At 30.3% G+C, this 19,764-nt stretch carries 19 protein-coding genes and 1 pseudogene; 17 read left to right on the plus strand and 3 right to left on the minus strand.

From position 1 onward, the window contains the following. Positions 1–379, minus strand: a 379-nt coding sequence (locus MR285_RS05005) for a zinc ribbon domain-containing protein (RefSeq protein WP_293558655.1), incomplete at its 3' end; no start/stop codon positions are given. A gap of 158 nt (positions 380–537) precedes the next feature. Beyond that, entirely contained in the window at positions 538–861 is a 324-nt protein-coding gene (locus MR285_RS05010) for a hypothetical protein (protein ID WP_293558657.1), read from the minus strand. A gap of 157 nt (positions 862–1,018) precedes the next feature. Here MR285_RS05010 and dnaX point away from each other — a divergent pair, with 157 nt between their 5' ends. The 5 genes from dnaX to MR285_RS05035 all read left to right on the plus strand — a co-directional run bounded on the left by dnaX (position 1,019) and on the right by MR285_RS05035 (position 7,096). Then, positions 1,019–2,695 (plus strand): DNA polymerase III subunit gamma/tau, encoded by a 1,677-nt coding sequence (dnaX, locus tag MR285_RS05015; protein ID WP_293558659.1) that lies wholly within the window; start codon positions 1,019–1,021, stop codon positions 2,693–2,695. Between the two features lie 8 nt (positions 2,696–2,703). Further along, on the plus strand, positions 2,704–3,045 hold the full coding sequence (locus MR285_RS05020; RefSeq protein WP_075660332.1) for a YbaB/EbfC family nucleoid-associated protein: 342 nt from the start codon (positions 2,704–2,706) through the stop codon (positions 3,043–3,045). A gap of 1 nt (position 3,046) precedes the next feature. After that, positions 3,047–3,649, plus strand: a complete 603-nt coding sequence (recR, locus tag MR285_RS05025) for a recombination mediator RecR (protein WP_075660333.1) — start codon at positions 3,047–3,049, stop codon at positions 3,647–3,649. Between the two features lie 54 nt (positions 3,650–3,703). Then, positions 3,704–5,602: an ATP-dependent zinc metalloprotease FtsH gene (gene ftsH / locus MR285_RS05030; RefSeq protein WP_293558663.1), complete on the plus strand. Its 1,899-nt coding sequence runs from the start codon at positions 3,704–3,706 to the stop codon at positions 5,600–5,602. A gap of 195 nt (positions 5,603–5,797) precedes the next feature. Continuing rightward, positions 5,798–7,096, plus strand: coding sequence for a Na+/H+ antiporter NhaC family protein (locus MR285_RS05035; protein WP_293558665.1), 1,299 nt, complete (start codon positions 5,798–5,800; stop codon positions 7,094–7,096). Positions 7,097–7,300: 204 nt separating this feature from the next. On the opposite strand, the gene MR285_RS05040 is transcribed toward MR285_RS05035, so the two are convergent. Continuing rightward, positions 7,301–7,723 carry a Fur family transcriptional regulator gene (locus tag MR285_RS05040; protein ID WP_293558667.1) on the minus strand — a complete coding sequence of 141 codons (423 nt, stop codon included), beginning with the start codon at positions 7,721–7,723 and terminating at the stop codon, positions 7,301–7,303. A gap of 126 nt (positions 7,724–7,849) precedes the next feature. Between MR285_RS05040 and MR285_RS05045 the strand changes: the two genes are divergently transcribed. The 12 genes and pseudogenes from MR285_RS05045 (at position 7,850) to MR285_RS05100 (ending at position 19,747) form a co-directional block, all read left to right on the plus strand. Continuing rightward, positions 7,850–8,884 carry a metal ABC transporter substrate-binding protein gene (locus MR285_RS05045; RefSeq protein WP_293558669.1) on the plus strand — a complete coding sequence of 345 codons (1,035 nt, stop codon included), beginning with the start codon at positions 7,850–7,852 and terminating at the stop codon, positions 8,882–8,884. Then, the gene (locus MR285_RS05050) at positions 8,884–9,543 is read left to right on the plus strand and encodes an ABC transporter ATP-binding protein (protein ID WP_293558671.1); all 660 of its coding nucleotides are present in this window, start codon (positions 8,884–8,886) and stop codon (positions 9,541–9,543) included. The genes MR285_RS05045 and MR285_RS05050 overlap by 1 nt, the downstream gene beginning before the upstream one ends. Continuing rightward, a complete protein-coding gene (locus tag MR285_RS05055) occupies positions 9,543–10,334 on the plus strand; it encodes a metal ABC transporter permease (protein WP_293558673.1) in 792 nt (263 codons plus the stop codon). Before MR285_RS05050 ends, MR285_RS05055 begins: the two co-directional genes overlap by 1 nt. Before the next feature lie 170 nt (positions 10,335–10,504). Continuing rightward, positions 10,505–10,585 (plus strand): annotated as a pseudogene (locus MR285_RS05060) (IS200/IS605 family transposase); the annotation flags it as partial. Between the two features lie 392 nt (positions 10,586–10,977). Continuing rightward, the gene (gene aroB, locus MR285_RS05065) at positions 10,978–12,021 is read left to right on the plus strand and encodes a 3-dehydroquinate synthase (protein WP_293558675.1); all 1,044 of its coding nucleotides are present in this window, start codon (positions 10,978–10,980) and stop codon (positions 12,019–12,021) included. Next, entirely contained in the window at positions 12,014–13,249 is a 1,236-nt protein-coding gene (locus MR285_RS05070) for a 3-phosphoshikimate 1-carboxyvinyltransferase (RefSeq protein ID WP_293558677.1), read from the plus strand. The genes aroB and MR285_RS05070 overlap by 8 nt, the downstream gene beginning before the upstream one ends. Continuing rightward, on the plus strand, positions 13,239–14,327 hold the full coding sequence (gene aroC, locus MR285_RS05075) for a chorismate synthase (RefSeq protein ID WP_293558679.1): 1,089 nt from the start codon (positions 13,239–13,241) through the stop codon (positions 14,325–14,327). Before MR285_RS05070 ends, aroC begins: the two co-directional genes overlap by 11 nt. Then, positions 14,324–15,832, plus strand: coding sequence for a shikimate kinase (locus MR285_RS05080; RefSeq protein ID WP_293558681.1), 1,509 nt, complete (start codon positions 14,324–14,326; stop codon positions 15,830–15,832). The genes aroC and MR285_RS05080 overlap by 4 nt, the downstream gene beginning before the upstream one ends. After that, entirely contained in the window at positions 15,813–16,253 is a 441-nt protein-coding gene (aroQ, locus tag MR285_RS05085) for a type II 3-dehydroquinate dehydratase (protein ID WP_293558683.1), read from the plus strand. The genes MR285_RS05080 and aroQ overlap by 20 nt, the downstream gene beginning before the upstream one ends. After that, entirely contained in the window at positions 16,250–18,262 is a 2,013-nt protein-coding gene (gene pabB, locus MR285_RS05090) for an aminodeoxychorismate synthase component I (protein WP_293558685.1), read from the plus strand. The genes aroQ and pabB overlap by 4 nt, the downstream gene beginning before the upstream one ends. Beyond that, complete coding sequence (gene aroF, locus MR285_RS05095; RefSeq protein ID WP_293558687.1) at positions 18,262–19,050, plus strand: 3-deoxy-7-phosphoheptulonate synthase; 789 nt, start codon at positions 18,262–18,264, stop codon at positions 19,048–19,050. The genes pabB and aroF overlap by 1 nt, the downstream gene beginning before the upstream one ends. Further along, positions 19,034–19,747: an aminotransferase class IV gene (locus MR285_RS05100; protein WP_293558689.1), complete on the plus strand. Its 714-nt coding sequence runs from the start codon at positions 19,034–19,036 to the stop codon at positions 19,745–19,747. The genes aroF and MR285_RS05100 overlap by 17 nt, the downstream gene beginning before the upstream one ends. Positions 19,748–19,764: the final 17 nt, after the last annotated feature.

Below are 19,764 nucleotides of genomic sequence, written 5' to 3' on the forward strand. Positions count from 1 at the left end.
CAGCATCATATCCATTTTCAGATGTTTTAGATTCTTTTTTTATATCAATGTTCTTTGAAGGAGATTCTTTAAGTTTTCTTTCTCTTGCAGTGGATTTTGCTTGGACACTACTTTTTTCGTATTCTTCAATATTTTTAGAAATTTTTTTATCCACTTCAGCAATAATATTTTTGAGTTCGTCAGTAGTGTCAATGCCATCAAGGGATTTTGGATTAAATACTCTAGTGTGTTCACTTGTTTTTTCAACTTTAGCAGTATTTTCTTTTTTTATTGATGAATTTGATGTAATATTGACTTTTACATCTTTTAAATTGTGACCACAGGAAGCACAAAAGTTGTCATCTCTAGAGACAGGATTCCCACATTTTGGACAAAACAATGTAGCACCTTCTTTCATTAATTCTATTAAAATATTATAACATATTTTTTATGACGGACAAATCTTTTATGTAGTAAATAAAAGATTAGAAAAATCATTTATAAATTTATGTAAAAAAAGAAGCCTCGAAAGGCTTCCTTATAAAAGTTAAGCTAAAATTATTTTGCTTTTTCTTCAGTTTGAGCAGCATTAGTAGTTGCTTCATTAGTTTTAGCTTCATCAGCTTTAGCGTTTATTTCTTCTTTAGCTTTTTCTTCGTCAGCTTTTACGTTAGCTTCAGCTTCTTTAGCATTAGCTTCAACTTTAGCTTTGTTAGCTTCAGCTTGTTCTTCTACTGCTTGGTTTTTAGCGTTAGCAGCTTCTTCTTTTTTGTTGTTAGAACCTTGGCATGCTACCATACCTAACATTAATACAGAAATCATTCCAACGCTTGCTATTTTCTTTAAATTTTTCATTTTAATAAATCCTCCTATTTGAAACACATTGTTTCTTGATTTGCTTATATGATATATTTAGTATGTGATAATTGTGTGAAGATGATGTTAAAAATTTTGGAAATCAGAGAAAAAAGAATTTGCAAAAACTTTAAAAGTAATTTAATAAAAAATTTTTTCATGTATAATTATTTTAGGTGAGAAAATGTATAAAGCATTATATAGAAAATATAGACCACAGACTTTTGATGAAATGTGTGGTCAGGAAGCAGTAAAAGCTTCACTAAAAAATCAGGTAAAAACAGGAGAAATTAGTCACGCATATATATTTCAAGGTACTAGGGGAACGGGAAAGACTTCTGCTGCAAAAATTTTATCTCGTGCAGTAAATTGTCTTCATCCAGTTGATGGAAATCCATGCAATGAATGTGAAAATTGCAAACAAATTTTAAAAGAATCAGTTTTAGATGTAGTTGAAATGGATGCTGCAAGTAATAATGGAGTAGATGACATAAGGGAATTAAAGGAAAAAGTAATTTATCCGCCTCAATCTCTTAAGTATAAAGTTTACATAATAGATGAGGTTCATATGTTATCAAAGGGCGCCTTTAATGCACTTTTAAAAATATTGGAAGAACCGCCAAAACATTTGATTTTTATACTTGCAACTACAGAAATCCAAAAAATACCAGCAACTATTTTATCTAGATCTCAAAAATTTAATTTCAAAAGAATATCCATAGAAGAAATTACAGAGAATTTGAAAAAAATTACTTCTCTTGAAAAAAAATCCTGCGATGATGAAGTTTTTACACTTATTGCAAAATCAGCTGATGGTGCAATGAGAGATGCACTTTCAGTTTTAGATCAACTTCTTACAAAAAATAAGGAACATATAACGCTGGAAGATGCAATGGAAGTTCTAGGCATATCATCTTCGGAATTATTATTTTCACTTTCAAAGGCATTGGTAGAAAAAAATGTAAGTGAGTCACTTTTTGCAATTGATGAAATTTATAAAGAGGGAGTGGAATTCAATACTCTTGCTTCACAAATTTTGAGCCATTTTAGAGATCTTTTACTTGTAAAAACTTTAAAAGATCCCAATAAAATTGTCTACACAACTTATTTAAATGAGCTTAGAGAACTTGCTGCAAAAGTTGATCTTGAGGAACTTTTAATAATTATTGATATTTTAAAAAATTTATCAGTGGAAATAAAGTATGCAGACAACAAGCGTGTTGTATTTGAGATGAATGCAATAAAAATTTGCAATAGAGTTATTAAAGATGATTTAGCACTTAGAGTTAAGGCTTTGGAAGAAAAAATTAATTCCTTTGACGATGTAAATTTTGCATTAAATTCCTTTAAAGATTTTTCAAAGGACATTGTCAATAATAATTCAGTTAAAACAACAAATGTTGAAAATCAATTAAATAAAAGCATTGTTAATGATATGAAAAGTGATGCTAATATAAATGACCTCAAAGATAATGCTTCAATTGAAAAATCAAATCAATCTGATATAATAGAGGACAATGGTAAAGTTCATAATGAAGGAGTAATTATAACTCTTGAAAAAATAAATAGTGATTGGCAAAAAATATGTCAAGAATTAATTTCTAGAAAATATAATGGTTTCGGTAGAAATATTGCCTTTGGAAAACCAATGAAGTTTCACGACAATATTTTAGAAATTGTATTTAAAGAAGAGCATGAGTTTTTTTATAACTTTTGTTCTGATTCCGAAAGAAAAAATATTTTACCAGATCTTTTAAAGGATATCTATGGCATAGATATTGATGTTAGGATGAAGTTACAAAAAAGTGGTATAGACAAATTAGAAGAAATATTTGGAAAAAATAATATAGAAGAAATTTAGGAGGAAATATGGCTAGAGGTGGATTTAACGGCTTCCCAGGCGGAGGCGGAAGAAATAATATGATGAAACAAATTGAGAAGCTTCAAAAACAAATGGAGGAAATGCAAGAAAATTTAGCAAATGAAGAAATTTCTGCGACTTCTGGAGGCGGTGCAGTTTGTGCAACTGTTAATGGAAATAAAGAACTTATTTCTATTAAACTTGACAAAGATGCAGTTGACCCAGAGGATGTTGAAATGCTTGAAGATTTAATTGTAGCTGCAGTAAACGAAGCTATGAGAAGTGCTGAAAGTAAAATGAATTCTCAAATGGGCAAATTAACTGGTGGATTAAATATTCCGGGGCTATAAGATGAATAAAGAAGTTGGTCCTATTGAAGACTTGATAAAAAAGTTGAATAGACTTCCTGGGATTGGTTCAAAAACTGCTCAAAGGCTTGCTTATTACATTATTGGACTTGATGAAAATGAAGTGGAAAGTCTTTCAGATGCAATTCTTTCCGCTAAAAGAAATACAGTTAAGTGTTCCATTTGCATGAATTATGCAGATAGTGACCCTTGTGAAATTTGTTCTGACAAGGCAAGGGATGATTCAGTTATTTGTGTAGTTGAAAGCCCAAAAGATGTCGAGGCAATGGAAAGATCTCTTAGTTTTCGTGGAAAATACCATGTCCTTCATGGAGTAATATCTCCCTTAAAGGGCAAAACTCCAGAAGATGTCAAGGTTAAAGAATTAATTGACAGAGTTAAAAGGGGAAATATTAAAGAGATAATAGTTGCAACTAACCCAACAGTTGATGGCGACGCAACTGCAACTTATATAAAAAATGTTCTAAAAGACTTTGACATTACAATTTCAAGAATAGGATATGGACTGCCTGTTGGAGGCGATCTTGAGTTTTATGACGAGATAACAATTCAAACGGCAATGGAAAATAGAAGAAGACTAGATTAATTTTGGGACTTTGTCCCAATTTTTTCTTTTAAAATTTTTAGAAAGGGGAAAAGTTTGTCTAATAATAAAAATAATTTTAATAAATACATTCCCACAATTCTCTATGTAATTTTGGCGATAGTAATTTTTTATGTAGTTGCAATATTTTTAGTTCCCAAATTAAATAAAGGATCTGATATAAAGGAAACTGATTATGTATCCTTTGTAAATATGATCAACAAGGGTGAAGTTAAGAAGGCAGAGGTAAGAGACAAAACTATTGCCTTTGAAGTAGAAAAAGACGGAAAAAAGATAAAATATCAAACCAATAGGATGTACGATCCAAATTTAGTTGATAGACTAGTTAATAAAGATGTAAAATCTGCCCAAGTTTATAAAGCTGAGATGAACCCAGTATTGTCTTTTATAATTTCAACAGTAGCTACCTTTGCAATTTTTATTGCTTTTTGGCTATTTCTTTCAAAATTTATATTTAAGAGAATGGGCGATGTTGGTCCAATGAATTTTGGAAAGAGTGGTGCAAAAATTTATGTGGAATCAACTGATGGAATAAAGTTTGAAAATGTGGCAGGTCAAGATGAAGCAAAGGAAGCTTTATCAGAGCTTGTAGATTTTTTACACAATCCAAAAAAATATACAAAAATCGGAGCAAAATTACCTAAGGGAGCACTTTTAGTAGGACCTCCAGGAACTGGAAAAACTCTTCTTGCAAAAGCTGTGGCAAGTGAAGCAGAAGTCCCCTTCTTTTCAATATCTGGTTCAGCTTTCGTTGAAATGTTTGTAGGTCTTGGCGCTGCAAAGGTTAGAGATTTATTTAAACAAGCTGTGGAAAAGGCTCCTTGTATAATTTTTATTGACGAAATTGATACAATTGGAAAGAAGAGAGATGGAGCTGGATTTTCAGGAAATGATGAGAGAGAACAAACTCTTAACCAACTCCTTTCTGAAATGGATGGATTTGATGCAAAGGCAGGAGTGGTAATTCTTGCTGCAACTAATAGACCTGATTCTCTTGATCCAGCTTTATTAAGACCGGGTAGGTTCGATAGAAGAATTCCTGTTGAACTTCCAGATTTAAGTGGAAGGACAGCAATTTTAAAGGTACACGCTAAGAATATAGAGAAAGAAGATGGCATAGATTATGACAAAATCGCTCGTGCAACTGCAGGAGCAAGTGGCGCTGATCTTGCCAATATGGTAAATGAAGGAGCCCTTCGTGCAGTTCGTGAAGGCAGAGATAAAATGAGTGAAAGAGATTTGGAAGAATCTGTGGAAGTTGTCCTTGCCGGTTATGAAAAGAAAAATGCAGTTATTTCTCCAAAGGAAAAGAGAATTATAGCATACCATGAAGTTGGTCATGCTCTTGTAGCTGCAAAGCAAAAGGATTCTGCACCAGTTCACAAGATTACAATTATCCCAAGGACTTCAGGTGCATTGGGTTATACTATGCAAGTTGATGAAGAAGAAAAATTCCTTATGTCAAAGGAAGACGCAATTAATAGCATAGTAACTTTAACTGGAGGAAGGTCAGCTGAAGAATTAATCTTTGGCATAAGAACAAGTGGTGCTTCAAATGACATTGAAAAGGCTACAAAAATTGCCAAAGCAATGGTAACTAGATTTGGCATGACAGATGAGTTTGGTTTTGTTGCACTTGAGTCTATGACAAACGCCTATCTTGGTGGAGATACTTCACTTCAATGTTCACCACAAACTCAATATGAAATTGATGAAGCCGTTCAAAAAATTATTAGCGATGCCCATGACAAAGCTCGTGAAATTTTAAAAGAAAATATTAAAGCACTTCACGCAATTTCAGAATATCTTTTAAGACAAGAAACAATCACTGGCGAAGAATTTATGGACATTTTGAAAGAATATGACAATAAAGAAGAGCAAATTGAAATTCAAGAAGAAACTCAAGATAGTAAAGTAGATAATAGTGAAGATTAATATTTTAAAATCTTATTTAAGATAAGAATATAAGCTTGTTAAATGTAGAATCTTTAATACTAATTATATTTAAATAATATTTGTTTATAAAAAGGATTTTTCTTATAAAAGAAAAGTCTTTTTTAGATTATTTTGATTAAAATTAATAATAAGGGTAAAAAGAAAATAAATAAATAAAAGAAAAAGGGGAGAAATATGATTTTTACAAATGCAGTTGTGCTGTCAGTAATAATTTTGGCAGCTCTATGTTTAGCTAAAGTCCCTGTATTTTTTGCACTGATGATTTCAGGCATATCTGCAGGACTTATCTCAGGACTTGGAATTTCTGAGACAATGAAAATTTTAATAGGAGGAATGGGTGGAAACGCTGAAACAGCACTTAGCTATATTCTTCTTGGTTCACTTGCCTATTGTATGGAAGAGACTGGTGCAGCAGCTATAATGGCAAAAAAAATTGGTTCACTAGTCAAGGATAATAAAATTTTATTATGCGCTATCATTATAGTAATTGCAATTGCCGCAGAAACTATAATACCAATTCACATTGCCTTTATTCCAATTTTAATACCGCCGCTTTTAGCTCTTACTAATAAGATTAAAATGAATAGAAAGATGCTTTCTGTTTCTTTTGGATTTGGACTAAAAGCACCTTATATCGCAATTCCAATTGGTTATGGTGCAATATTCCACGGTTTAGTAATTGATTCCTTTGCAAGAGCAGGACTTACAATTACAGATAAAGATGTAACTGGAACGAACTGGATAGTCGCATTAATTATGTTTTTAGGTCTATGCGCAGGTTTAATATTCTTTATGAAGGATAAGGAGTACGATACTAAAAGTGTTGAAGGAAAAATAGTTGAAGTTCCCGAAAAGTTGGAAAAGAAACATATAATTGTTCTTTTATCAGGAGTAATAACTGTTGTCGTTCAAATATTTACGAAATCACTTCCACTTGGAGCTTTAGTAGGATTAATATTTGTAGTTGTAACTGGAGTAGTAAAGTGGTCAGAGATGCAAAAAATGCTTGACGGTGGCATTAATATGATGGGATTTATTGCTTTTGTAATGTTACTTGCAGCAGGATACGCTGAAGTAGTTAAACAATGTGGAGCAGTTGATGATTTAGTTCAAGTAGCAACATCTTTCTTAGGAGGGTCAAAAATTGTAGCATCCTATGTAATGATTCTTTTAGGACTTATGATTACTCTTGGAATTGGAACTTCATTTGGTACAGTTCCGATTATTTCAGCAATTTATGTGCCAATTGCAATGAGCCTCGGATATTCAATTCCAGCAACAATTTTACTTGTGACTATTGCAGCTGTTTGTGGAGATGCAGGTTCACCAGCATCTGATACAACACTTGGACCTACATCTGGTCTTTCAGTTGATGGTCAACATGAACATATAAAGGACACTTGTATACCACAAATTTGTTTTTTTGGAGTTCCACTAATTATAATAGGTGGATTTGTTACAACATTAATTTAAAACTAAAAAATAAAAGAGACTTCTGCGGGGTGTACAGAAGTCTCTTTTATTTGTCAAAATATAAGTAAAGGATGTAAAATAATTTTTATTATCTTACTAAGTATATTATAACTCCATATCAGCAAAAGTAAAGAAAAATTTTATAATGCGAATTATATTCCACATTGTGAATTACAATGAATATAAAATTATAATAAATTTGTTTTAAGAATTCTTATCTTTTTGGCAATCAGGGCAGATGCCACGAAGTTCTACTATATGATTTGTAACAGTGTAACCTGTTTCCCTTTCTGCAATATTTTCAAATTCAGAAATTGGACAATTTTCTATGGCAGAAATTTTCCCACATTTATCGCATACGATGTAATGTCGGTGTCCCATATTTGCAAATTCAAAATAGTAAAGTCCATTGTGATATAAATTCTTTTTTAAAATATTTTTTTCAGTGAGTTCGTTTAACATTCGATAAAGGGAAGTGAAGCTTGGCAAAGATTTTTTATCCACTGCTTCATAAATTTCTTCAGTATTCATTGGTACATGGGAACTGTAAAGTAAATTTAGAAGTGCTAATCTTCCCTTAGTTATTTTCAAATTATTTTTCCTTAGTATATCTTCAAAGCTTTTCAAAAAATCACCCGCTTTCAATGTTTAATATTATTATATCAAAATTTATTTAATTTCAAAAATTACTTTAATAATAAATAATTAGTGCTATAATAATTAATGGAAATCATTATTATTTAGGAGGAAAAAATGAAAAATATTAAGAAAATTTTATTTTTATTAGCAGGAATTGTTTTATTTTCAGGCTGTTCCAAGGGTGCGGATATGAAAAATTCTACAAAAGAAGATACAAGTAAGGAAGGTCTAAAGGTATATGCTTCAGTTTATCCAATGTATGATTTTGCAAAGAAAATTGCTGGAGACAAATTAGACGTAGAAATGGTAATGCCACAGGGAATTGAACCTCATGGATGGGAACCAGATTCTAATGCAATTAAAAATCTTGAGAATGCAAATATGTTTATCTACAATGGTGCAGGTCTTGAATCTTGGACAGACAAAGTTGTTAATTCTTTATCAAACAAAGATTTAAAAGTTGTGGAAGCATCAAAAGGTGTTGAACTAATTAAGTCAGCTCATGACGAAGATGAAGAAGAACATGAACATGAAGAAGTTGAAAACAACAAAAACCACGATGCAGCTAAAGAAAACAACAATCACAGTAATGAAGACGACCATGATCACGAAGATCACGAGCATGGTCCAATGGATCCTCATGTATGGATTTCACCAAAGAATGCAAAAATAGAAATGGAAAACATAAAAAATGCTTTTGTTGAACTTGACAAAGAAAATGCAGATTATTATGAGTCAAATTACCAAAAATATGCTAAAATGTTAGATGAACTTGATGCAAAATACAGTGAATCTTTAAATAAACTTCCAAACAAGACAATTGTAGTAAGCCATGAAGCTTATGGATATTTATGTAAAGAATACGGTCTTACTCAAATTGGTATAAAGGGTGTAAACGCAGAAACTGAACCTGATGCAAAGAAAATGGCGGAAATAATTAATTACATCAAAGAAAATAAAATTAAAACTATTTTCACAGAAGAATTAATTGATCCAAAAGTTTCAAAAATTATTGCCGATGAAACTGGATGCGAGGTAAAAGTTCTTTCGCCAATTGAAGGCCTTAGCGAAGAAGAAATTAAAAACAATGAAGAATATTTTAGCATCATGGATAAAAATTTAGAAAATTTAGTGGGTGCTTTAAAATAGTGAAGGAAAAATTGTTAGAAATCAAAAGTCTAAGTTTTAAATACAGTGATGAATTAGTTTTAGATGACATAAATTTTGATGTTTATAGGGGCGACTACATCGCCCTTATAGGTTCTAACGGTGCCGGAAAGTCGACATTAGTTAAGCTGATATTAAATCAACTTAAACCACTTACCGGCACCATTTCTTTTTATACAAAAAATGGATTAAAGGACATTGGATATGTTCCACAACTTTCTATTCCATCAAGCTTGGAATTTCCAATAACTGTAATGGAACTTTTATCTCTTGCACTTTATCCAAAGAACAAGGGATTTAAAAGATTAAAGGAATACGACAAAGAAAAAATTATCAATGCTTTAAATCTTGTTGGCATGGAAAAATACAAGGATAGACTTTACACAGAATTATCTGGAGGACAAAGACAGAGAGTTTTAATTGCAAAAACACTTGTGGCAACACCCGAATTTTTAATTTTAGACGAGCCAATGACAGGAGTAGATAAGGAGTCCAAGGATTCATTATTTCATCTCTTGAGTCATATAAATAGGGAACACGAAATTACAATTCTAATGATCACACATAATCTTGAAGAAGTTGAAGAAAATGTAAACAAAGTTTTTGAGATAAAAGACGAAAAAATTAGGGAAGTGAAATAATGGAAATTTTTCAGTATTCATATATGATTAAAGCGCTAATTGTTGGAGCATTTTTGTCAATAATTATTCCGTGCATGGGAGTTGTAGTTGTAAACAAAAAGATTTCAGTGATTGGAGATGCACTTTCTCACGTTTCCCTTGCTGGTGTAATACTTGGACTTATTACTTCAATTTCACCAGTGCTTGGTGCACTTTTATTATGTATAGTTGGTTCAATTTTCCTTGAATATGTTAGGAAAAAATTTCCTGGTTATCAAGAAATTTCCACTGCAATTTTAATGAGTACAGGAATTGGTCTTGCTTCACTTTTTTCTGGATTTGTAAAGACTAGTGCAAACTTTGAAGAATATCTTTTTGGTTCAATAATTGCTATTCCAGAATTTGATTTTTATTTAATTTTAATAGTTTCAATAATTGTATTTATTTTATTTTTCTATTTATTTACAGACCTCATGTATATTTCCTTTGACGAGTCTTCTGCAAGACTATCGGGAGTAAATGTAGATAGAATAAATTTGATTTTTATGATTTTAATCGCAGTTACAATTTCTGTTTCAGCAAGAACTGTTGGGATTTTAATCATATCATCTCTCATGGTAGTGCCAGTAGCCTGCGCAATGCAATTTAAGCTAGGCTATTTAAAGACGACTATACTTTCGTCTATCTTCGGTTTTATTTTTACAATAATTGGACTTGTATCATCCTTTTACATTGGATTGAAACCAGGAGGAGCAATAGTATTAATTGGAGTTTTATTTTTGACGATTATACTCTTAATAAAGAAAAAATAAGAGTGAGGATTTTGATAGATCTTCACTCTTTATTTGTACGCTTAAGCGTGGAAAAACAACCAGCTATGCTGGTGGTAGGAATAATAGATTCAGCTTCAAGCAAAAAACCTCCCACGATATAATGATTAAGTTACAGGCAGTAGCATAATCAAAATCAGGGAGGTATCCAAATGGATAAAAATAGTTTATCACATACAACTTGGAATTGTAAATATAATATAGTATTTGCACCGAAGTATAGAAGACAAATCAAATAAAACAAAGAGGAAATTTATTTTAATTATATTTATAATCCAAGATTATATAAACAAATGAAAAAAGCAAAAACAATAAAAGCTATAAAAGTGCAGAGGTATGTGAGAATATAGTATTCTTTTTTAAAGGATTTTTTAAAATCAGAAAATCCTAGCTTTCCAAGTATGACAGGGAAAAAGGGTAATAAAATAATTAAAAATTGTCTAAATAAATAATTAGAATAATCGCTCATATAATCACCTCATGTTAATTATACCATATTTTTGTTAATGTGCAATGATATTTAGATAAAGTGAGAATAAAAATATTTTAGCTTAAAGCTAATAAGATTCTTTATTTATAGGCATCTTTGTTTTATTATAGAGAGAGCAAGGCATAGGAGTGTTTTATGAAAATTCAAGTTAAAGAAAATAATTATACAATAGATATTGTTTATAAATGTGATGAAAAGTTAAGGAATTATTTATTTCAAAATAAAGATGCAAAATATTTAGTAATAACTGATGAAAATGTCTATAATCTTTACAGTGAAAGATTAAAAAATATTATGTATGGATTAAATTTTTATATTTTCAAATTTCCTGCAGGAGAAAAGTCTAAATCCATGGAAAATTATATAAATATTAATAAGTTTTTGCTGGAAAATAATTTTAACAGAGGAGATATTATAATTGCCTTTGGTGGCGGAGTTGTAGGTGATATTTCTGGATTTGTCGCAGCAACATATTTAAGGGGAATTGATTTTATTTCTGTGCCGACAACGTTACTTTCCATGATTGATTCTTCAGTTGGAGGCAAAAATGGAATTAACTTTATGAATTTAAAAAATCAAATAGGTACTTTTTATTTTCCAAAATATGTTTACATTGATTACAGCTTTTTGGAAACTTTAGACCACAGAAATATTAACAATGGACTTGCAGAAATTTTTAAATATTCTGTGCTAAAAGATAAAAATCTTTTTGATTATTTAAAGTCCTGTGACAAACTCAATTATGAAAAAATAATTTATAAATCTCTAAATATTAAACTTGATTTTGTGAAAGACGATGAGAAAGATAGGGATAAAAGACAAAAATTAAATCTTGGTCATACTATTGGTCATGGAATTGAATCTATCTCGAATTATAAATTAAATCATGGAGAGAGCATTGGAATTGGAACAATTTATATGGCAAGGGCTGCTTATAAAATGGGCATTGCAGAAAGTGATTTTTCAAAAGAATTAATTTTAGCCTTTAAAAATCACAATCTTCCAACAAGTTATGATTTTGATACAGATGAGATTTTAGAGATTTTAAAACACGATAAAAAGATGAATAAAAACCTCATAAATGTAATTCTTCCAATAAAAATTGGCGAAGTAATAAATAAAAAAATCACTTTTGATGAACTAAGAGAAATTATTGATTTGGGTAAGGAAAATGAATAGAGTTGTTGAAAATAAAAAACTTTCTGGAGAGATTTCGGGGATAACATCAAAATCCTATGCACATAGGGCTATTTTTTGTGCGGCAATAGCAAAGGGAAATTCAATAATTGAGATAAGCGACCTTTCAAAGGATATTGAAGCTTCAATAAATGTAATAAAATCTTTGGGAGTTGAAGTTATAAAAAGAGAGAATAAGTTTTATATAAATCCTCCCAAAACTTACAAAAATCAAGTAACCTTGGATGTAAATGAAAGTGGAACTACTCTTAGATTTTTACTTCCAATTGTTGCTACACTTGGCATTGATGCAAAAATTATAAGAAGGGGAAGTTTAATTAATCGAACAAATTCAGTTTATTTTCATGAATTTCCAAAACACGGTGTTGATATTTATGAAAAGGACGATGCTATTTTTGTAAGAGGAAAACTAAAAGACTATAACTTCACACTTCCAGCAAATATTAGCTCACAATTTGTTTCAGGCTTCATGATTGCATCAGGATTTTATGGCGAAGATTTTAAAATTAAAATTACCACAGAAATGGAATCAAAACCCTACATCGACATGACAATTGATATAATGGAAAAATTTGGAAGTTGTGTAATAGAAGGGGAAAGGGAATATATTTGCAGGGGCAAATTTAAGGCAATAGATTATGTTGTAGAGAAAGATTGGAGCAATGCTTTATTTTTCTTGGCAAGTGGCGTAAAGGTCAAGGGATTGGATAAAAATTCTAAGCAAGGAGATAGAAGAGCGATTGAAATTTTTAGGGCTTTGGGATATGAAAATATCTCAAAAGAGGATTTTCAATTTAAAAGAGTTAAAGCTCCAGAGAAAAAAATTATTATAGATTCTAAAAATATGCCTGATGCAGTTCCTATTCTTTCAGTGCTTGCTGCAGCATCCAATACAGAGACAGAAGTTGTAAATATAAAAAGGTTAAAATTAAAGGAAAGCGACAGAGTAAAGAGCACAGTTGAGATGTTAAATAATTTAGGAGTAGATGTTAAGCTAAAAGAAAATTCATTTACTTTTAGGGGAATAGAAAAATTTAAAGGTGTAAAAATTGATTCACATAAGGATCACAGAATTGCAATGGCAGCATCTATTGCAGCAACTTTTGCAGAAGGTCCTATTACAATAAATAACAGCGATTGCGTGGAAAAATCATACAAAAACTTTTTTAAGGATTTTAAATCTTTGGGAGGAATTTCATATGTCTTATAGTTTTGGCAAAAATTTTAAAGTAACTTTATTTGGTCAATCTCATTCTAAGGAAATAGGTATTTTAATTGAGGGAATAAGTGCAGGCTATAAAATAAATAGAGATTTAATTGCAAAAAATTTAGATAGAAGAAGACCGGGCAAAAATAAATTTTCAACGGCTAGATGTGAACTGGATGACTTTCAAATTATAAGTGGCGAAGTTAATGGAATAACTTGTGGTGCTCCTCTTACTTTTGTAATTGAAAACAAGGACCAAAGAAGCAGCGACTATGAAAATTTAAGAGACCATCCTCGCCCATCTCACGCAGATTATCCAGCTTATGTAAAATATGGTGGATTTAACGATATTAGAGGTGGAGGACAATTTTCTGGCAGGATTACGGCTCCAATTGTAATCGCTGGTTCTATTGCAGAAGATTTGCTATTAAATAGAGGAATAAAAATTTTTTCAAGAATAAAAAGTATTGGAACTGTAAAGGATGTCGATATAAATTTTAATGATATTGATGAAGAAATTTTTTATGACTTAAAAAATCAAGACATGCCAGTTTATGATAAGTGCTCAAGAGAAAAAATGAAAAGTGAAATTTTAAAAGCAAAGGAAAGGGAAGATTCCATTGGCGGAATTGTGGAAACTTTTATTTTAAATATGCCAACGGGAATTGGAGAACCCTTCTTTGATTCAGTTGAGTCAGTTATTTCTCACGCAGTTTTTTCTATTCCCGGAGTTAAGGGAATTGAATTTGGAAGTGGATTTGAAGCTGCAAAAATGACGGGCAGTAGTCATAATGACGAATATTATTATAATGATGATGGAGAAGTTAAGACAAAAACAAATAATCATGGCGGAGTTATTGGTGGACTTACTACATCTATGCCAATTATTTTTAGAACTGCAATAAAACCGACTAGCTCCATTGGGAAAACGCAATATACAATATCATTAAAAAATAAAACAAGGGAAAAGTTAAATATTCATGGAAGGCATGATCCTTCAATTGTGCCTCGTGCATTAGTTGCCATTGAAATGATTTCTGCAATTGCAATTTTAGATTTAGTTATGGAAGGTGAAAGATGAAAAATTTAGATGAATCGAGAAAAACATTAGATCAAATTGATTCACAAATTGTAGATCTTTTAGAAAATCGAATGAAGATTTCAAAGGAAATTGGAATTTATAAATTAAACAACAATTTAAATACAGAAGATTCATCTCGTGAAGATAAAATTATAAAAAAACTGGAAAATAAAATAGCTCCCGAATTTAAAAATTCTATAAGACCAATTTACAGTGAAATTTTTAGTGAAAGCAAAAAAATTATTACAAAAGTAAAAAATGAAAATTTTAAGTATGGTTTAATTGGAGAGAACTTATCTCATAGCAAATCTAAGGAAATTCACGAACTATTTGGAAAATATAATTACAATTTAAAGGACTTAAAAAAAAGTGACGTTGAAAGTTTTTTTGAAAATAAAAATTTTATCGGCATAAATGTCACAATTCCTTACAAAGAAATCTCGATGAAATATTTATACTATGTAGATGACCTTGCAAGAGAAATTGGTGCAGTGAATACTATTGTAAATAGAGCCGGAAAATTAATTGGATACAACACAGATTATTTTGGATTTGATTATAGTTTAAATCACTTTGATATAAATATTAAAGACAAAAAAGTTTTAATTCTTGGAAGTGGTGGAGCAAGCAAAATGATACAAAAACTTGCAAGAGATAAAGGTGCAAAAAGTGTAATTGTGATAAGCAGAAGTGGCGAAAATAATTACGAAACATTAGATAAATTTAAAGACTACAATATTTTAATTAATGCAACACCTATTGGAATGTATCCAAATAATATGGAGTGCAAAGTTGATCTCGATAAATTTCAAGATTTAGAAAGTGTAATTGATTTAATTTATAACCCACTAAATACAAAATTAATTTTAGATGCAAAAAGACTTGGATTAAAAACTATGTCTGGACTTTTGATGTTAGTTGTACAAGCTTTTTTTGCAGCAGAATTATTTTTAGATGAAAAACTAGACAAGTGTTTAATAAAAAAAGTCTATTTAAAGTTAAAAAGGGATATGCAAAATATAGTCTTTGTTGGAATGCCATCTGCTGGCAAGACTACAATGGCAATGCTCTTGTCAGAAAAATTAAATAGAGAATTTTTTGACACAGATAAATTAATCGAAGAAAGAGAAGGAAAAATTCCTGAAATTTTTAAAAACAAGGGCGAAAAATATTTTAGAGAAGTGGAAACTAAAATTTTAAATGAGGTTTCAAAAAAAACTGGGGTAGTAATTGCGACTGGCGGCGGCACACCTTTAAAAGAAATAAATAGAGATTTAATTTTGCAAAATTCTCTGGTAATTTATTTAGATAGAGATTTAAAAAATCTTGAAACAGAGGGAAGACCTCTTTCTAAAAATTTAGATAATCTTAAAAAAATGTATGAAATTAGACATAAAATTTACGAAGATATTTCTCACATAAAAGTAAAAGTAATTGAAGATAAAGAAAAAAATTTAGAAAAAATTTTGGAGGAAATCAAAAATTATGAAAATTTTAGTAATTGACGGCCCAAATATAAATATGCTTGGAATTCGTGAAGTGAATATTTATGGAAGCAAAAGCTATGACACTTTATTAAAATTATTAGATGAAGTTGCCCTTGAAGAAAATATTGATATAAAACACTTTCAATCAAATTATGAGGGAGCAATTGTCGATGAAATTCAAAAAGCCTATCAAAAAATTGATGGCATAGTTATAAACGCAGCTGCCTATACTCACACAAGTGTTGCAATTTTAGATGCTCTTAAATCTGTGAGTATTCCAACAGTTGAAGTTCACATTTCAAAAGTTTCAGAGCGTGAAGATTTTAGACAAATAAATTTTATTAAGTCCTATGCGATAAAATCCTTTGAAGGATTTGGCATAGATGGATACAAAAGGGCAATAATATATCTAAAAAATTATTTAAAGGGGCAAAAATGAAATCACTTATAATTGATAATTACGATTCTTACACATACAATCTTTTTCAATTAATTGGAAAAGTTAGCGGAGTAGAGCCAATTGTAATTAAAAATGACGAGATGACTTACGAAGAAATTTTAGATTTAAACTTTGACAATGTAATTATTTCTCCAGGTCCTGGAAGTCCAGAAAAGGAAAAAGACTTTGGGGTGTGTAAAGATATTATTGAAAAATTAAACAAGCCAATTTTGGGAATTTGTCTTGGACATCAAGGAATATATTATTACAATGGTGGAAAAATTTTAAAAGCGAGAGAGCCAATGCACGGCAGACAAAGTGAAGTAATTCACAATGGCAAAAATTTATTTAAGGGAATAAAAAATAATTTTAAAGTAACAAGGTACCATTCCTTAATTTGCGAGGAGAAAGAACTTGAAAATATAAATATTGATGCAAGGACAAGTGATGGCGTTGTTATGGCAATTTCTCACAAGAAAAAGCCAATTTATGGAGTTCAGTTTCATCCCGAGTCCATAGCAAGCGAATGTGGAGAACAATTAATAGAAAATTTTATAAATATTTGTCAAGAATTTTATAAAACAAAGGAACTTTATTATGAAATAATTGATAAGAGTTTTGACACTCAAAATATTTATGACAAAATTTATAATTTTTATAAAGGAGCTCTTTGGCTAGATAGCAGCAAGGTAGAAGAAGGACTTTCAAGATTCTCTATCTTTGGACTTCAAGGACCTAGGAGTCATACACTTAAATACGATGTTGATAAAAAAATCGTAGAAAAATCCTTTGAAAATTCTTCAGAAGTAGAATTTTATAGTATAGATATTTTTGATTTTTTAAAAGAAAATCGAAAAAGGTGGAGTTATGATGAGTCTCTTCCCTTTGATTTTCAATTGGGATATATTGGTTACTTTGGTTATGAATTAAAAAAAGATACAGAAAATGTAACAAACAAATATTCCTATGGATATCCCGATGCCTATTTTAAATATTGCGATAGAGCCATAGTTTATGACCATAAAGAAGAAAAATTATATTTTCTTTCCTATGTTGATGACAAAAATTGGATAGATGAAATAAAAAATATTTTAGAAAAAGAAATTGAAATAAAAAAAGATGATAATACAAAAAAAGATTTTCCAAAATTAAAATTTGTAAAGGACAAAGAAACTTACATTAATGACATAAAAAAAATAAAGGAATTAATTCGTGAAGGAGAAACCTATGAAGTATGTCTAACAAATAGACTAGATATTTTTGATAAAATTAATGGAAAAAAATATTATGAATATTTGCGAGAAAAAAGTCCTGGACAATACAGTGCCTACTTGCCCTTTGATGAAATAAAAATTGCGTGTTCTTCAATGGAAAGATTTTTAAGGGTAGATAAAAATAATTTTGTTACCACAAAGCCAATTAAAGGCACTATAAAAAGAGGAAATTCTTTAGAAGAAGATCAAAAATTAATTGAAGAGTTAAGAAACGAAGAAAAAACAAAGTCAGAAAATCTTATGATTGTAGATTTACTACGCAACGATTTGGGTAAATTTTGTGAAATTGGTTCAGTTGAAGTGCCAAAATTAATGGATGTGGAAACTTATAAAACTCTGCACCAACTTGTTACTACAGTTTCTGGAAAAATTAAAGATGATGTTGATATAATAGATGTGTTGAAAAAAACTTTTCCAGGTGGATCAATGACAGGTGCTCCTAAAAAAAGAACATTGGAAATAATAGATGAGTTGGAAAATTATCCACGAGGAGTTTATTCGGGAACTATTGGATATATTTCAAATAATTCTACAATGGATTTTAATATTGTAATTAGAACTGCATTAATTGAAGATGATAAAACTACTATTGGAGTTGGTGGAGCAATTATTATTCTATCAGATGAAGAGGAAGAGTTCGGCGAAATTGTTTTAAAGGCAAAGGGCTCACTTCTTGCACTGCAATCTTATTACAATAATTTTGACAAAATAGATATTGAGGGAAGCAAAGGATAATGAAAGATAAATTAAGTAAAGGAAAAATTGTAAAAATTAAAGATGTAAAGGTGGGCGGAGGCAAGCCTATTATTATAGCAGGCCCTTGCTCTATTGAATCTCGTGAACACATCGTTGACGAGGCTTTATCATTAAAAGAAATAGGAGTAGACATACTTCGTGGTGGTGCCTTTAAACCAAGGACAAGTCCCTTTGACTTTCAAGGTCTTGGGTTTGAGGCAGTTAAATATTTAAAGGAAGCGTCAGAAAAAAGCAATCTTCCCATAGTAACGGAAGTATTAAGTGAAGATCATGTTGAGAAAATGAAAGATTATGTAGATGCCTTTCAAATAGGTTCTAGAAATATGTATAATTATGCTCTTTTAAAAAAAGTTGGAAAAACAATGAAACCAATAATTTTAAAAAGAGGATTTTCTGCAACTTTAAGAGAATGGGAGATGGCTGCAAAATACATTGAAGCGGAAGGAAACGAAAATATAATTTTTTGTGAGAGAGGTATAAGGACTTTTGAAACTGAACTTAGAAACACATTAGATCTTGCAGGAGCCTATACATTAAAAGAAAAAACTGGCTATCCCGTAATTGTGGATCCAAGCCATGGCACAGGTAAAAGAGAACTAATTTTCCCAATGGTAAAAGCTGTGCTTGCACTTGGACTTGATGGAGTGATGATTGAAGTTCATCCAAACCCTGATGAAGCAATGAGTGATGCGGCACAAACTATTGACTATAAGACCTATGAAAGAATTGCAAATTATGTAGGAGAATTTAATGAAAATAGAATTTGACGATGGATTTTCCTTTGGGAAGGGTGCCTTTGAAACTATAAAAGTAGTGAATGGTCTCCCTTTGTTTTTAGATGCTCATTTGAAAAGGCTTAAAAATTCTTTGGATTTTTTTGAAATAAAAACTGATATTGATAAAAAAAAGATTTATGAATATATAGATAAATCAAATAATAAAAACTTTGCTATGAAACTAATTATTTCAGATAAGAATTTTATTATTACTTCAAGAGAAGATAATTATAGGAAAGATAATAAGTCTTATAAACTGAAAATTTCCAAAGTCAGAAGAAACTCAACTTCAAAGATAATTTATCACAAGAGCATTTCCTACTATGAAAATATTATAGAACATAGATGGGCCGTAGATAGTGGTTATGATTCAGCCTTATTTTTAAATGAAAGAGAAGAAGTAAGTGAAACTTCTTTCGCCAATATATTTTTTGTAAAAAATGATAAGATTTATACGCCAAAGGTTTCATCGGGACTTTTAAGGGGAACAATGCGAGAATTTTTGATTAAGAATTTTGAAATTATTGAAGATAAAATTTACGCCAAGAATTTAGATAGTTTCGATGAGTGCTTTATTTCAAATTCACTAATGGGTGTTAGGAATGTAGTTTCCATTGATGAAATAAAATTTAAAAGTAACGAGAAGACAAAAACAATACAAGATTATTTAAAAAAATTTGGATTTTAAAATTTTTAGACTGGAGA

Source organism: Peptoniphilus sp., from assembly GCF_022767005.1.
In the GTDB taxonomy this organism is placed as follows: domain Bacteria; phylum Bacillota; class Clostridia; order Tissierellales; family Peptoniphilaceae; genus Peptoniphilus_A.